Here is a 13,988-nt window from a genome sequence, read left to right on the forward strand (position 1 = left end):
CCGGCGTCCTCAGGTCGGGGGCGGCAGGCTGACGGTGAGCGTTGCGGTGGCCGCGGCGGCCGCGATCCGGGCCGCGGTGGCCTCGTCGACGGCGAGGACGAGCAACCCGGCGCCCGGCTCACCGGCGTCCCCGGTCGGGGCGGCGAGGACCAGCGCCCCGGCCGCCACCCGCTCGGCCGGCCCCGGGGCCGCTCCGGTGGCCAGCACGTCCACCCGGTCGCCGGCCCGCAGCAGCGCCGCGACCGCCAGGTCGGCCAGGCGCACCGGAGCCGCCACCTGGCCGGGGGGCAGCAGGGCCGTCAGCCCGGCGCCGACCAGCCGGGCGTCGGTGAGCGGCTCGCCCCGGCGGACGTGCCCGGCGAGCACGCGCCGCACCAGGGGATCCGCGACGCCCACCGCGCCGTCGGGCACCGCACCGCGCGGCAGCCGCACGAGGGCCAGGTGTTCGCGGGTCAGGCTGGTGCCGGCCGGCAGGTCGGTGGCCGCCACCACGACGGGGGCCGTGCGCGACTGCTCCCCGTCGGCCGGGGTGGGCGCCGGGCGCAGCGCCAGGACCAGCGCGAGCGCGGCGAGCAGCGCGGCGGCCAGTCGGCGGGCCGTCAGCAGCGGGAACCGGGGTCGGCGCAGGCGCAGCATGCGCCGACCCTGCCCGAGCCGGCGGCGGCCCTGCAGTCGGCCGGCGGGAGCTGTGGATCGGGGGCGGTGCTGTGGAGGGCCCCGGACCGCCGACCTCAGGTGGTGGCGGCCTTGGCCCCGCTGCCGGACGTCGACGGCGTCGTCGACGAGGTGGAGGCCGAGCTCGACGAGCTCTCCTTGGCCGGGGTCGACGACGAGGTGTCCGTCGAGGTCCCGTTGCTGCCCGTGCTCTCCGACGACTTGCCGTTCGACCGGCTGTCGGTGCGGTAGAAGCCCGAGCCCTTGAAGACGACGCCGACCGAGCCGTAGACCTTGCGCACCGCGGCGCCGCACTCGGGGCACTCGCTCACCGGGGCGTCGGTGAAGGACTGCACCACCTCGAACTCGTGCTTGCCCTCGGCGTTGGTGCAGGCGTACTGGTACGTGGGCACGTCGTGGCTCTCCCTGGTCGAGCGGAGGTAGGGGTCCGGGCTGGCACTCCCGCCCGGAGACTGCCAATGATGCGCCATGCGGGGACCCGCCGTCCACGTCCACGGGGGCGGGTGGGACGCGCGTCGCCCGGACGGGGGCGTCACCGCCTCGCGCGCGGAGGCGGTGACGCGCGGGCCGGCGCCCGCCAGGATCGCCGGGTGCGCACATCCGACCGGTCGCTCCCGACCCCCGCCGCGGTCCTGCTCGTCCTCGGCGCAGCGACGTGGGTGCCGTCCCGCTACGGCGTGATGACCACCTGGGACGGTGCATGGCTGGGCCTGCACTACGTCGGCTGGAACCGGGTGGCGCTGCTCCCGCTCGCGCTGCTCGCCGCGGGCGCGGTCGCGGCTGCGCGAGCGGCCGCCGCACGGGCCGCCGCGGTCGGCTGGTCCGTCGTCGCCACCGGCTTCGTCCTCTCCTGGCTCGGCGTCGGCGTGGAGTTCGTGCTGGGCGGCGGTCTGCGCGGCGGGCCTCGGGAACTGGCCGTCGGCGGCTGGACCCTGTACCTGGCGGGGACGGCGGTCACCGCCGTCGGCGCGCTCGTGCTCGCCGCCGCACTCGCCAGGCGGCAGCCCAGCACTGCGGCGGCGGCCGCGGTCGCCGCCGCCGCGGTCCTCGCCTGGCCGCCGCTGCTCGCCGCCGGCCTGGATGGCGTGGCCGTCGCCGACCAGCTGCTCGGCGGGCTCTCCTGGGCGGCGGTCGGCGTGCTGGGCCGGTCGCGGTCCAGGAGCGTGCCGCTGCCAGCGGCCGCGTGAACGGGCCGCCTACCGCGCGGCGAGCCGCAGTCGGGCGGCGCGGTAGACGATGCCGACAGCGAACACGAGGACGCCGCCGACCACCGCCTGCGCGGGCAGCGCGGCGACCAGCACCAGGCAGCCGACCGCACCGAGCACCTGCAGCGGCCGGGGGAACCGGCGGCGCGCGCGGTCCTGGGTGAAGGCCGCGGTGTTGGCCACGAAGTAGTAGAGCAGCACGCCGAAGGAGGAGAAGCCGATCGCGCCGCGCAGGTCGACGGTGAGCACGAGCAGGCAGACCAGCGCGGCGAGGGTGAGCTCGGCGTGGTGCGGCACGGAGAAGCGCGGGTGCACCGCGGCCAGGTACCGGGGCAGGTCGCCCTCGCGGGCCATCGCCAGGCCGGTGCGCCCGATGCCGGCGACCAGCGCCAGCAGCGCGCCCAGCGCGGCCGCTGCCGCGCCGACGCGGACCACCGGCTCCGCCCACGCCCACCCGCCGGCGTCCACCGCCGCGGCCAGCGGCGCCGAGGTGGCGGCGACGCCGCCCGGGCCCAGCGTGGCGAGCAGGGTCACGGCGACCGCCGCGTAGACCGCGACGGTGATGCCCAGGGCCAGGGGGATCGCCCGGGGGATCGTCCGTCCGGGGTCGCGCACCTCCTCACCCATGGTGGCGATCCGCGCGTAGCCGGCGAAGGCGAAGAACAGCAGGCCGGCCGACTGCAGGATCCCGTGCAGCCCGCCGTCGGTGAACGTCCACGCCACCGGCCCGCCGGCGGCCGTCGCACCGCCCAGCAGGCTCGCGGCGACCGCGACGGCCAGCGCGGTGAGCACGACGGCCACGATGATCCGGGTCAGCCCGGCGGTGCGGGTCACGCCCCGGTAGTTGACGGCGGTCAGGCCCAGCACCGCGGCCACGGCCACCGGCCGCTCCCAGCCCGCCGGTGCGGCGTACGCGGCGAACGTGAGCGCCATGGCCGCGCAGCTGGCGGTCTTGCCGACGACGAACCCCCACCCGGCCAGGAACCCCCACCACTCGCCGAGCCGCTCCCGGCCGTAGACGTAGGTGCCGCCGGAGGTGGGGTACTGGGCGGCCAGCTGCGCCGACGCCGTCGCGTTGCAGTAGGCCACCACCGCGGCGACGGCCAGCCCGACCAGCAGGCCGGCCCCCGCGGCCTGTGCGGCGGGGGAGAAGGCGGCGAACACCCCGGCGCCGATCATCGAGCCGAGCCCGATGACGACCGCATCGCCGGTGCCCAGCCGGCGGGTCAAGGCGGGACCAGTGCTCACGGCGCTCCTCGGTGGTCCGGCGTCGACCGACGATAGCGAGCGGATCAGTGGTGGGCGGCCGGCTCGTGGTGGCTGTGCGCTGCGGTCTCGAGCTGGAAGGTGGAGTGCTCGACGGCGACCGGGAAGTGCTCGGCCAGGCAGGCCTGGAGCTGGTCGAGGACCTGCGGCGCGTGGCCGTCGTGGAAGCAGCCGTCCTCGACGACGACGTGCGCCGAGAGCACGGGCAGCCCGCTGGTGATCTGCGAGGCGTGCAGGTCGTGCACCCCGAGCACGTGCGGCAGCGCGAGCAGGTGCGCGCGGACGGCGTCGAGGTCCAGGCCGGGCGGGCTGCTCTCCAGCAGCACCGACACCGTCTCGCGCAGCAGCGCCAGGGTGCGCGGGACGATCAGCGCCACGATGACCAGCGAGGCGACCGCGTCGGCGCGCTGCCAGCCGGTCAGCGCGACGACGACCGCCGCCACCAGGACGGCGACGGAGCCCAGCGCGTCGTTGACGACCTCCAGCAGCGCCGCCCGCATGTTGACGTTGCCGCTGCGTCCGCCGCGGGCGAGCACCACGATCCCGGCCACGTTGGCGGCCAGCCCGAGCCCGCCGAAGATCAGCACGGCGGTGGGGGCGATCTCCGGTGGGTCGGCCAGCCGGCCGACCGCCTCGACCGCGATGTACCCGCCGACCGCCAGCAGCACGGCGGCCTGCAGGGTCGCGCCGAGCACCTCGGCCCGCCGGTAGCCCCAGGTGCGCTGGGACGTCGCCGGCCGGAGGGCCAGGGTGGCCGCGACCAGGGCGATCGCGAGGCCGGCGGCGTCGGTGGCGGCGTGCGCGGCGTCGGCGAGCAGGGCGAGCGAGCCCGAGACCAGTGCCCCGACCACCTGGACGACGAGCACGCTGGCCGTCAGGGCCAGCACGACCACCAGACGCCGGCGGTCGTCGGGGCCGCCGGCGTGGGCGTGGGCGTGCCCGCCGTTCACCGCGTGGTCCCCGGGCCCCCGCAGCAGCTGTCCACCTCGGCGTCCGGACCGGGGCGGGTGGGCGCGCAGCAGCCCTCGCCGCGCCACGCCTCGATGCCTTCGCGGAGGGCGACCGCCGCGATGACCAGGCCGGCGACCGGGTCGGCCCAGCTCCAGCCGAGCCAGGCGTTGAGCACCAGCCCGGCGAGGACGGCGGCGCTCAGGTAGGTGCACAGCAGCGTCTGCGTGGAGTCGGCGACGACGGCGCTGGACCCCAGGGCCCGGCCGGTGCGGCGCTGGGCCCAGGAGAGGAACGGCATGACGACCAGGGAGACGGCGGCCAGGCCGATGCCGACCGGCGAGGCGTCGGGGTCGCCGCCGACCAGCAGCGCGCGCACCGACTCGAACGTGACGTACGCGGCCAGGGCGAAGAACGAGCAGGCCATCAGCCGCAGTGCCAGCCGTTCCCGGGTCTCCGGGAGGTGGTGGCGGAACTGCCACAGGATGATCAGCCCGCTGGAGACCTCGACGACGGAGTCGAGCCCGAACCCGACGAGGGCGACCGAGCCGGCGACCAGCCCGGCGGTGATCGCGATGACGGCCTCGACGACGTTGTAGGTGACGGCGGCCCCCGCGAGCAGCTGGGCGCGACGGCCCAGCCGGGCGCGCTCGGCTGCGGTGGGGGCGGGAGCGTTGGTCGCTGCGCTCACCGGGGTGCCACCTCGCCGTAGGTGGGGCAGAGGGTGACCGCGTCCCCCGTGGCGGCCAGCAGCCGCTCCGTGGCGGCGAGCAGCTCGAGGACCTCCGGCGTCGCCGCCAGCGACCACAGCGACGCCCGCCCCTGCGGGCGGGAGGTGACCAGGCCGCAGTCCCGGAGGCAGGCCAGGTGCGCCGAGACGGTGGACTGGGCCAGCCCCAGGTGGCGGGTGAGCTCGACGACCTTGTGCTCCCCGAGGGCGAGGTGGCGCACGATGGCGAGCCGGCTGGGGTCGCCGAGGCTGCGGAACAGGCAGGCCGCAGCGGTGAGGGCCGCCGCCTCGTCGACCGGGGCCTCGGCGCGGGTGTTCCGGCCGTCGCCGGCCACGATCATCGTCATGCGACGATGATAGCGCCACCGACCAGGCGTTCCGCCTCAGCCGGCCACGTACTCCGCGAGGTGCTGCCCCGTGAGGGTGGAGCGAGCGGCGACGAGGTCGGCCGGGGTGCCCTCGAAGACGACCAGGCCACCCTCGGACCCCGCGCCGGGACCGAGGTCGATGATCCAGTCGGCGTGCGCCATGACCGCCTGGTGGTGCTCGATGACGATGACGGTCGTCCCGGCGTCGACCAGCCGGTCGACCAGGCCGAGGAGGTTCTCGACGTCGGCCAGGTGCAGGCCGGTCGTCGGCTCGTCGAGGACGTAGATCCCGCCCTTCTCCGCCATGCGGGTGGCCAGCTTGAGCCGCTGCCGCTCGCCGCCGGAGAGGGTGGTGAGCGGCTGACCGAGGGTGAGGTATCCCAGCCCGACGTCGGCGAGCCGGTCGAGGATCGCGTGCGCCGCGGGCGTGCGCGCCTCCCCACCGCGGAAGAACTCCTCGGCCTCGGCCACGCTCATCGCGAGGACCTCGGCGATGTTCCTGCCGCCCAGCGAGTACTCCAGCACCGCGGCCTGGAATCGCTTGCCCTCGCACTCCTCGCAGGTGGACTCGACCGTGGCCATGACGCCGAGGTCGGTGTAGATGACCCCGGCGCCGTTGCAGGTCGGGCAGGCGCCCTCGGAGTTGGCGCTGAACAGGGCCGGCTTCACGCCGTTGACCTTGGCGAACGCCTTGCGGATCGGCTCCAGCAGTCCGGTGTAGGTCGCCGGGTTGGACCGGCGCGACCCCCGGATCGCCGACTGGTCGACGACCACCACGCCGTCCCGGCCGGCCAGGTTGCCGTGGATCAGCGAGCTCTTGCCGGAGCCGGCCACGCCGGTGACGACGGTGAGCACGCCCGTCGGGACGTCGACGTCGACACCGCGCAGGTTGTTCTGCCGGGCGCCGCGGATCTCCAGGGCGCCGGTCGACGTGCGCACCTCCGGCTTGAGGGACACCCGGTCACCGAGGTGGCGGCCGGTGCGGGTGCCGCTGCGGCGCAGCTCCTCGACGGTGCCCTCGAAGACCACCTCGCCGCCCTCGGTGCCGGCGCCGGGGCCGAGGTCGACGACGTGGTCGGCGATCGCGATCGTCTCGGGCTTGTGCTCGACCACGAGCACGGTGTTGCCCTTGTCGCGCAGCCGCAGGAGCAGGTCGTTCATCCGCTGGATGTCGTGCGGGTGCAGCCCGATGGTCGGCTCGTCGAAGACGTAGGTGACGTCGGTCAGCGACGACCCGAGGTGGCGGATCATCTTGGTGCGCTGCGCCTCGCCGCCGGAGAGCGTGCCGGCCGGGCGGTCCAGGGACAGGTAGCCCAGCCCGATCTCGACGAAGGAGTCGAGGGTGTGCCGCAGCCCGGCCAGCAGGGGCCCGACGGTGGGCTCGTCGAGGTCGCGCAGCCAGCCGGCGAGGTCGCTGATCTGCATCCGGCAGAGGTCGGCGATGTTCTTGCCGCGGATCCTCGACGACAGGGCCTCGGCGCTGAGCCGCGTGCCGTCGCAGTCGGGGCAGGTCGTGAAGGTGACGGCCCGCTCGACGAAGCGCCGCACGTGCGGCTGCATGGCGTCGACGTCCTTGGCGAGCATCGACTTCTGGATCTTCGGGATGAGGCCCTCGTAGGTGAGGTTGACCCCGTCCACCTTGACCTTGGTGGGCTGCGCGTGGAGGAGGGTGTGCAGCTCCTTCTTCGAGAACTCGGCGATCGGCTTGTCCATGGGCAGGCCGGCGCCGCTGAAGACCCGGCCGTACCAGCCGTCCATGCTGTAGCCGGGAACGGTGAGCGCGCCGTCGGACAGCGACTTGCGGTCGTCGTACAGCGCGGTCAGGTCGATGTCGGTGACCGAGCCCATGCCCTCGCAGCGCGGGCACATGCCGCCGAGCCGGGTGAAGGTGACCTTCTCGGCCTTCGTCCCGGCGCCGCGCTCGACGGTGATGGCCCCGCTGGCCGACACCGAGGGCATGTTGAACGAGTAGGCGTTCGGCGAGCCGAGGGAGGGCTCCCCGAGCCGGCTGAACAGGATGCGCAGCATCGCGTTGACGTCGGTGGCGGTGCCCACCGTCGAGCGCGGGTTGGCGCCCATCCGCTCCTGGTCGACGATGATCGCCGTCGTCAGGCCCTCGAGGACGTCGACGTCGGGCCGCGCCAGCGACGGCATGAAGCCCTGCACGAATGCGCTGTAGGTCTCGTTGATCATCCGCTGCGACTCCGCGGCGATCGTCCCGAACACCAGCGAGCTCTTGCCCGACCCGGAGACGCCGGTGAACACGGTCAGCCGCCGCTTGGGGACCTCGACGGTGACGTCCCGGAGGTTGTTCTGCCGGGCCCCGACGACCCGGATCAGGTCGTGGCTGTCCGCGACGTGCGCGGTCGGCGACTCGGTCAGCGTGCTCATCGTGCCTCCATCCGTGCGGGCCCCCGCCGGCGTGGCGAGGGCCCGCTGTCTACCAGCGGCGTCCGACAGGGGTGACTGCCCGGGGCGGTGGTTCTCAGCGCAGCTCCTGGATGCGGACGGTGTTGCCGGCGGGGTCGCGGAAGGCGCAGTCGCGCACGCCGTAGGGCTGGTCGGTCGGCTCCTGCATCACCTCGGCGCCGGTGGCCTGGATCCGGTCGAAGGCGCCGTCGAGGTCCTTGGTGGCCAGGACGACCGACGCGTAGGTGCCCTTGGCCATCATTTCGGCGATGGTGCGCTTCTCGTCCTCGGTGATCCCGGGGTCGGCGGTCGGCGGGTGCAGGACGATCGACGTCGCCGATTCGTCGGCCGGGCCCACGGTGAGCCACCGCATGCCGTCGTAGCCGACGTCGTTGCGCAGCTCGAAGCCGAGGGCGTCACGGTAGAAGGCCAGCGAGGCCTCCGGGTCGTCGTGGGGGAGGAAGGTGTGGTGCACGGTGAGGTCCATGGCGGTCACGCTAGGGACGGCGCGGCTGCCTGCGCTTCTCGATTCCTGACCGGTCTGGTGACCTGCTTCGCGGTGCACGACGGCATTCCCGCCGTCGTCGCTGCGGCCTCGCGCCGGTAGGTGCTCGGCGGCACCCCGACCAGCTCGGTGAAGCGGGTGCTGAAGGTGCCCAGCGACGAGCAGCCGACCGCGAAGCAGACCTCGGTGACGGTCAGGTCGCCGCGCCGGAGCAGCGCCATCGCCCGCTCGATGCGGCGCGTCATGAGGTAGGCGTAGGGGGACTCGCCGTAGGCGCGCTTGAACTCCCGGCTCAGGTGCCCGGCCGACATGTGCGCGCCGCGGGCGAGCGCCGCGACGTCCAGCGGCTGGGCGTACTCCCGGTCGATCCGGTCGCGGACGCGGCGCAGCCGCACGAGGTCGCGCAGGTGCGGGTCCGCGGCCGGTCCGCTGGTCACGCGCAGGATCGTGCCACGGAGCGCCGCCCGCGTCAGCGGTCCAGGCGCTCCCGGTACCGCGCGGCCCGCCGGGCCGCCGCCGCCCGCTTCCGCTCGCTCTCGGCCCGCTGGCTCGCGAGGCCGACGCGGTCGCGGGCGGCGGTCGCGGTGCCGGCGGGGTAGCCGGCCTTCACCACCCGGTTCTCGGTGGTCTCGGGCATGTAGGCGAGCGAGAAGATCAGCCCCAGGAAGATCCCGCCGCCCGCGACCGCCAGTCGCAGCCCCAGCGGCGCGGGGAGGAAGGCCACGACGAGCGCGATGGGGACGGACAGCTGGACCAGGGTCCGGACCACGTGCCGCGCCCACCAGGTGCTCGTGGTGGTGTCGTGCAGCACCCAGCCCCGGTGCCGCTCGGGGAGCCCACCGCCGAGGGCGTACCAGAGCCACCGGTGCGGAGCCGGGCGGACCACGCGGTCGCTCCGCGCGGCATCCGCCTCCCCGGGGACGTCGGTCCTCGCCTCGCCGTCGCTCACGGTCCCATCGTCCCAGCGCCACCGACGGGGCGCTGCCCCCCCGGCGCCGTCCTGGCTCACGTCCGCCCCGTCGGCCCCCTCCAGGGCACCGCCCCGAGCGTGCGAGGGGGTGGGGAGGAGGGGGTCCTCTTTCAGCGGCCGAGGTGGCGGTAGCGGTGCAGCCGCGTCCGGAAGCGCTCGGTGTCGTCGCGGCCGAGCAGCCCGGCCAGCTCCTCGCCCAGCACCCGGCCCAGCCTCAGGCAGAACTCGGTCGGCTCGTCCGCGGCGTCGGGCCGCTCGGGCACCACCCGGTCGACGATCCCCGCCCGCCACAGGTCCGTGGCGCGCACGCCCTGGGCCGCGGCCATCTCGTCGGCCCGGTCCACGGTGCGGTGCACGATCGCCGACGCGCCCTCGGGCGGCAGCGGGCCGAGCCAGCCGTTGGCCGCGGCCAGCACCCGGTCGGCAGGCACCAGCGCGAGCGCCCCACCGCCGGTGCCCTGGCCGAGGAGCACGGCCAGGGTGGGTGCCTTCAGGACGACGAGGTCGTGCAGGCAGCGGGCGATCTCCCCGGCCAGCCCGCCCTCCTCGGCGTCGCGGGAGAGCGCGGCGCCGGGGGTGTCGATCAGCGTGACCAGCGGCAGCCGGAGCTGCTCGGCCAGGTGCATGCCGCGGCGGGCCTCCCGCAGCGCCGCCGGGCCCAGCGGCGCCGACATCGACTGCCCGCGCCGGTCCTGCCCCAGCACCACGCACGGGGCCCCGCCGAAGCGGGCCAGCGCCAGCAGCAGGCCGGGGTCCTTCTCGCCGGCGCCCGTGCCGGAGAGCCCGACGACGTCGGTGGCCGCGGTGCGCAGCAGCCGGCGGACACCGGGGCGGTCCTCGCGCCGGGATGCCGTCACGACGTCCCAGGCGGTGCGGTGGTCCTCGGGGTCGTCGGCGTCCGTCCCGTCCGCCGGCGTCGGGCGTTCGGCGTCCCGGACGTCGACGTGCCAGGTCTGCCGGGCCGAGAGCACGCGCAGCGCGCGGTCGGCGACCTCTGCGATCTGCTCGGGCGGGACGACGGCGTCGATCAGGCCGTGCTCGGCCAGGTTCTCGGCGGTCTGCACGTCGGCCGGGAACGGCTCGCCGTACAGCGCCTCGAACACCCGGGGGCCGAGGAAGCCGATCGAGGCGCCGGGCTCGGCGATCGTCACGTGGCCGAGCGACCCCCACGAGGCCAGCACCCCGCCGAAGGTGGGGTGGCGCAGGTAGACCAGGTAGGGCAGCCCGGCCTCCTTGTGCCGGGCGATGGCGGCGGTGATGCCGATCATCTGCAGGAACGCGACCGTGCCCTCCTGCATGCGGGTGCCCCCGGAGACCGGGGCGGCCAGCAGCGGCAGCCCCTCCTCGGTCGCCCGCTCCACCGCCGCGATCAGCCGCTCGGCGGCGGCGACCCCGATCGACCCGGCCAGGAACCCGAACTCCCCGGCGACGACGGCGACGCGGCGGCCGCGCAGCCGTCCCTCCCCGGTGATGACCGACTCGTCCTGCCGACTCTTCTCGGCGGCCCGGGCGAGCTCCGCGGCATAGCCCTCGGCGATGTCGCGGGGCGGGATGGGGGAGTCCCACGACTGCCACGACCCGGGGTCGAGCACCAGGTCGCGCAGGGTCCGGGCGTCCGGGCGGGCCGCCCCGCCGGTCACGCCACCGGACCGTTCAGCCAGGCGCGGATCGCGTCGCCGTCGGCGCCCAGCACCGGGGGAGCGGTGTGGTCGCGGCGCGTGGTCTCGGTCTCGCCGTCCGGTCCGGCCGAGAAGAAGCGCAGCGGCGGCCCGGGCAGCCGGAGGTCGCCCAGCGTGGCGTGCTCGACGTCGACCACCAGACCCTGCGAGAGGGTCTGGTCCCAGCCGTAGACCTCGTCGATCGTGCGCACCTTGCCGGCGGGGATCCCGGCCGCGGCCAGCCGGGCGAGCAGGTCCTCGGGGGAGATGGCGGCGAAGGCCTCCTCCAGCAGCGCGATCACCTGGTCGCGGCGCTGCACCCGCTCGCCGTTGGTGGCCAGGCCCGGGGCCTCGGCGTCCAGGCCGAACTCGGTGCACAGCTTGCGCCACAGCGACTCGCTGCCGCAGGAGAGCTGCACGCTGCCCCCGGCGCAGCGGAACAGGCCGTAGGGCGCGATGGAGGGGTGGTGGTTGCCCTGCGCGCGCCCGACCTGCCCGGCCACCGTCCACGCCGTCCCCTGGAAGGCGTGCACGCCGACGATCGCGGCCAGCAGCGACGTGCGCACCACCTGACCGCGCCCCGTCCGCCCCCGCTCGATCAGCGCGGCGAGGACGCCGTAGGCGCCGTACATGCCGGCCAGCAGGTCGCCGATCGGGACGCCGACCCGCTGCGGCTCGTCGGGCCCGGGACCGGTGAGCGACATCAGCCCGGCCTCGCCCTGGGCGATCTGGTCGTAGCCCGCCCGGCCGCCCTCCGGGCCGTCGTGGCCGAACCCGCTGATCGCCAGCGTCACCAGCCTCGGGTTGAGCTCGGCCAGCACGTCGGTACCGAAGCCCAGCCGCGCCAGCGTGCCCGGGCGGAAGTTCTCCAGCAGCACGTCGGCGCGCTGGAGCAGCCCGGTCAGCACCGTCTTGTCCGCCTCGTCCTTGAGGTCGAGGGTGATCGACTCCTTGTTGCGGTTGGCCGCCAGGAAGTAGGTCGACTCGCGCTCGCCGGAGTCGGGCTCCACGAACGGCGGCCCCCAGCCACGGGTGTCGTCCCCCGTGCCCGGGGTCTCCACCTTGATGACGCGGGCACCGAGGTCGCCCAGCATCATCGCGGCGTGCGGCCCGGCGAGGGCTCGGGTCAGGTCGACGACGAGGACGCCGTCCAGCGGTCCGGGCATGGTGTGCTCCCTCGCTCGGGGGCGCGGCCGCGGCGGCCGCGTCCCAGAAGTGTCTCAGCGCTGAGGTATTTCTGGCAAAGGTCCTGCGCAGGGGGTCACAGCCAGCCGGGGACGACGAACACCAGCCACGACAGCAGCGGTCCGACGGCCACGACGATGGCCGCGTAGGCCAGGATCTGCTTGTAGAAGCGGTCGCGGTCGACGTCCTGGGCGTTGGCCAGCACCAGCGCGCCGTTCGTCGAGAACGGGCTCACGTCGACGATCGTCGAGGCCACGGACAGGGCGACCACGACACCGATGGCGCTGATGTCACCGGCCTCCAGGAACGGCACGGCGAGCAGGATGGCGACGCCGATGATCGCCGTCGACGAGGCGAACGCCGACACCACGCCGCCGATGTACGCCAGCAGCAGGGCGATCAGCAGCGGTACGCCGAGCCCGATGACCGCGTCGCCGACGTAGTCGATGGTGCCGGCCTCCTCCAGCACGAACACGAAGGTCAGCACACCGGCGATCAGCAGGATGGTCGACCAGCTGATCTGGGTCACCGCGCCCTTGTGCTGCTGCGCGGAGAACAGCGCCAGGACGACGGCGACCGTGATCGCGACGAAGCCGATGTCCAGGTCGAAGGCGAGCGCCAGGACGGCGACGACGACCAGCCCGATGAGCGTCAGGATCTGCTCGAAGCGGACGGGCGCCGGCCGGTCGGGGTGGATGTGCTCGTCGTCGTCCCCACCGACGGCGGGGCCGGGCGCCGCACCGTGGCCGCGGACCAGCGTGCCGTGCGCGTGCTCGGTGTGCGCGAGCGGCTCGGCGGCCACCTTCCGCCCGAGCAGCTGCCGGCCGCCCAGGACGAAGAACAGGGCCAGCGCGATGGCGATGTTGAAGAAGAGCGCACCGAGGAAGACCGCCACCGGGCTGCTGGGCAACCCCTCGTCGGCCACGATCCGGTTCACGGTGACGCCGTAGACGCTGATGGGGGAGAAGCCGCCGCCCTGGGCGCCGTGGATGACCATCATCCCCATCAGGAGCGGGCTGATGTCGTGCCGCGCGGCGAAGGTGAGCGCGATCGGCGCGATGATCGCCACCGCGGCCGGGGAGAGTGCCCCGATGGCGGTCAGCACCGCGGTCACGAAGAACATGACCCACGGGATGGCGGCGACGTGGCCGCCGACCATCCTCACCGCGCCGCGGACCAGCAGGTCCACGGTGCCGTTGTTCTGCGCGATCGCGAACAGGTACGTGACGCCGATCAGCGTCAGCACGAGCCCGGCCGGGAACCCGCTGATGATGTCGTCGGTGCTCAGCCCCACCGACAGCGTGCCGACGACGAACGCGGCGACGAACGCCAGCGCCCCCATGTTGATCGGCAGGAACGTCGCGATCGCGAAGATCACGACCAGCGCGAGGATGGTGACGATCTCGGTCGACACGGGCACTCCCACGGCGTCGGGGGCTGGGGTGCGCCCACTGTGTCAGTGACCCGCCGGTAGCGCCTGCCATCCGCCCGACGGCGTCACCACCGCCGTCACCCGCACGTCGTGCGGCTCCCTCGGCAACCGGTCGACGAGCTCGTCGTCGAAGACGACCGCGACCAGCACCGCCTCCGGCCGGGCGTGCCGCAGGGCGCGGTCGTAGTAGCCGCCGCCGCGGCCCAGCCGCGTCCCGTCCCGGGCCACCGCCGTCGCCGGGACGACGACGGCGCCGGCCGCCGCGAGCGCGGCCGGGCCCAGTCGCGGCCCGGCCGGTTCGAGCAGACCGAACCGCCCGGGCACCAGCTCCCCGGAGTGCTCCGCCCAGTCCAGCTCCCGGCCGTGGGCGGGTACGACCGGGAGCAGCAGGCGGGCCCCGTCGGCGAGCGCCGCCGGGAGGTGGCCGTGCCCGGGCTCGGTCGCGTCGGGCACGAACGCGGTGACCGTGGGGACGCCGGCCAGCCGCCCGGCGAGCGTCGCGGCGACCGTCCGGGCGGCCGCCGCGCGCTCACGCGCCGGGCGGGACGCGCGCCGTCCCAGCAGCTCCGCGCGGAGCGCGGCCTTGGCCGCGCCCCACTCTGCCGACGTGCCCATCCGCGCAGGCTAGCTAGGCTGC

15 protein-coding genes are annotated in these 13,988 nt (G+C 75.1%); 1 reads left to right on the forward strand and 14 read right to left on the reverse strand.

Features of this window, described 5'->3' with window-relative positions:
* Nucleotides 1-9: 9 nt before the first annotated feature.
* Both cpaB and ACI8AG_RS03440 read right to left on the reverse strand, forming a co-directional pair.
* Nucleotides 10-636 carry a Flp pilus assembly protein CpaB gene (gene cpaB / locus ACI8AG_RS03435; RefSeq protein ID WP_456595921.1) on the reverse strand — a complete coding sequence of 209 codons (627 nt, stop codon included), beginning with the start codon at nt 634-636 and terminating at the stop codon, nt 10-12.
* Nucleotides 637-731: 95 nt separating this feature from the next.
* Nucleotides 732-1,067 (reverse strand): FmdB family zinc ribbon protein, encoded by a 336-nt coding sequence (locus ACI8AG_RS03440; RefSeq protein WP_456595922.1) that lies wholly within the window; start codon nt 1,065-1,067, stop codon nt 732-734.
* Nucleotides 1,068-1,265: 198 nt separating this feature from the next.
* Between ACI8AG_RS03440 and ACI8AG_RS03445 the strand changes: the two genes are divergently transcribed.
* Complete coding sequence (locus ACI8AG_RS03445) at nt 1,266-1,862, forward strand: hypothetical protein (protein WP_456595923.1); 597 nt, start codon at nt 1,266-1,268, stop codon at nt 1,860-1,862.
* 9 nt (nt 1,863-1,871) lie between these two features.
* On the opposite strand, the gene ACI8AG_RS03450 is transcribed toward ACI8AG_RS03445, so the two are convergent.
* The 12 genes from ACI8AG_RS03450 to ACI8AG_RS03505 all read right to left on the reverse strand — a co-directional run bounded on the left by ACI8AG_RS03450 (nt 1,872) and on the right by ACI8AG_RS03505 (nt 13,966).
* A complete protein-coding gene (locus ACI8AG_RS03450; RefSeq protein ID WP_456595924.1) occupies nt 1,872-3,128 on the reverse strand; it encodes an APC family permease in 1,257 nt (418 codons plus the stop codon).
* A 44-nt stretch (nt 3,129-3,172) separates the two neighbouring features.
* On the reverse strand, nt 3,173-4,096 hold the full coding sequence (locus tag ACI8AG_RS03455; RefSeq protein ID WP_456595925.1) for a cation diffusion facilitator family transporter: 924 nt from the start codon (nt 4,094-4,096) through the stop codon (nt 3,173-3,175).
* Entirely contained in the window at nt 4,093-4,785 is a 693-nt protein-coding gene (locus ACI8AG_RS03460) for a cation diffusion facilitator family transporter (protein WP_456595926.1), read from the reverse strand. The genes ACI8AG_RS03455 and ACI8AG_RS03460 overlap by 4 nt, the downstream gene beginning before the upstream one ends.
* Nucleotides 4,782-5,165, reverse strand: a complete 384-nt coding sequence (locus ACI8AG_RS03465) for an ArsR/SmtB family transcription factor (RefSeq protein ID WP_456595954.1) — start codon at nt 5,163-5,165, stop codon at nt 4,782-4,784. Before ACI8AG_RS03465 ends, ACI8AG_RS03460 begins: the two co-directional genes overlap by 4 nt.
* 42 nt (nt 5,166-5,207) lie before the next feature.
* Nucleotides 5,208-7,583 carry an ATP-binding cassette domain-containing protein gene (locus ACI8AG_RS03470; protein WP_456595927.1) on the reverse strand — a complete coding sequence of 792 codons (2,376 nt, stop codon included), beginning with the start codon at nt 7,581-7,583 and terminating at the stop codon, nt 5,208-5,210.
* A gap of 94 nt (nt 7,584-7,677) precedes the next feature.
* Complete coding sequence (locus ACI8AG_RS03475; protein WP_456595928.1) at nt 7,678-8,088, reverse strand: VOC family protein; 411 nt, start codon at nt 8,086-8,088, stop codon at nt 7,678-7,680.
* A gap of 5 nt (nt 8,089-8,093) precedes the next feature.
* Nucleotides 8,094-8,543: a helix-turn-helix transcriptional regulator gene (locus tag ACI8AG_RS03480; RefSeq protein WP_456595929.1), complete on the reverse strand. Its 450-nt coding sequence runs from the start codon at nt 8,541-8,543 to the stop codon at nt 8,094-8,096.
* Nucleotides 8,544-8,575: 32 nt separating this feature from the next.
* The gene (locus ACI8AG_RS03485; protein WP_456595930.1) at nt 8,576-9,055 is read right to left on the reverse strand and encodes a DUF5313 family protein; all 480 of its coding nucleotides are present in this window, start codon (nt 9,053-9,055) and stop codon (nt 8,576-8,578) included.
* A gap of 131 nt (nt 9,056-9,186) precedes the next feature.
* Entirely contained in the window at nt 9,187-10,716 is a 1,530-nt protein-coding gene (locus tag ACI8AG_RS03490) for a carboxyl transferase domain-containing protein (protein ID WP_456595931.1), read from the reverse strand.
* Nucleotides 10,713-11,900, reverse strand: coding sequence for a CaiB/BaiF CoA transferase family protein (locus tag ACI8AG_RS03495; protein WP_456595932.1), 1,188 nt, complete (start codon nt 11,898-11,900; stop codon nt 10,713-10,715). The genes ACI8AG_RS03490 and ACI8AG_RS03495 overlap by 4 nt, the downstream gene beginning before the upstream one ends.
* Before the next feature lie 95 nt (nt 11,901-11,995).
* Complete coding sequence (locus ACI8AG_RS03500; RefSeq protein WP_456590877.1) at nt 11,996-13,333, reverse strand: SLC13 family permease; 1,338 nt, start codon at nt 13,331-13,333, stop codon at nt 11,996-11,998.
* A gap of 42 nt (nt 13,334-13,375) precedes the next feature.
* Entirely contained in the window at nt 13,376-13,966 is a 591-nt protein-coding gene (locus ACI8AG_RS03505; RefSeq protein WP_456595933.1) for a 5-formyltetrahydrofolate cyclo-ligase, read from the reverse strand.
* Nucleotides 13,967-13,988 lie beyond the last annotated feature (22 nt).

Source organism: Blastococcus sp. SYSU DS0552 (assembly GCF_054050815.1).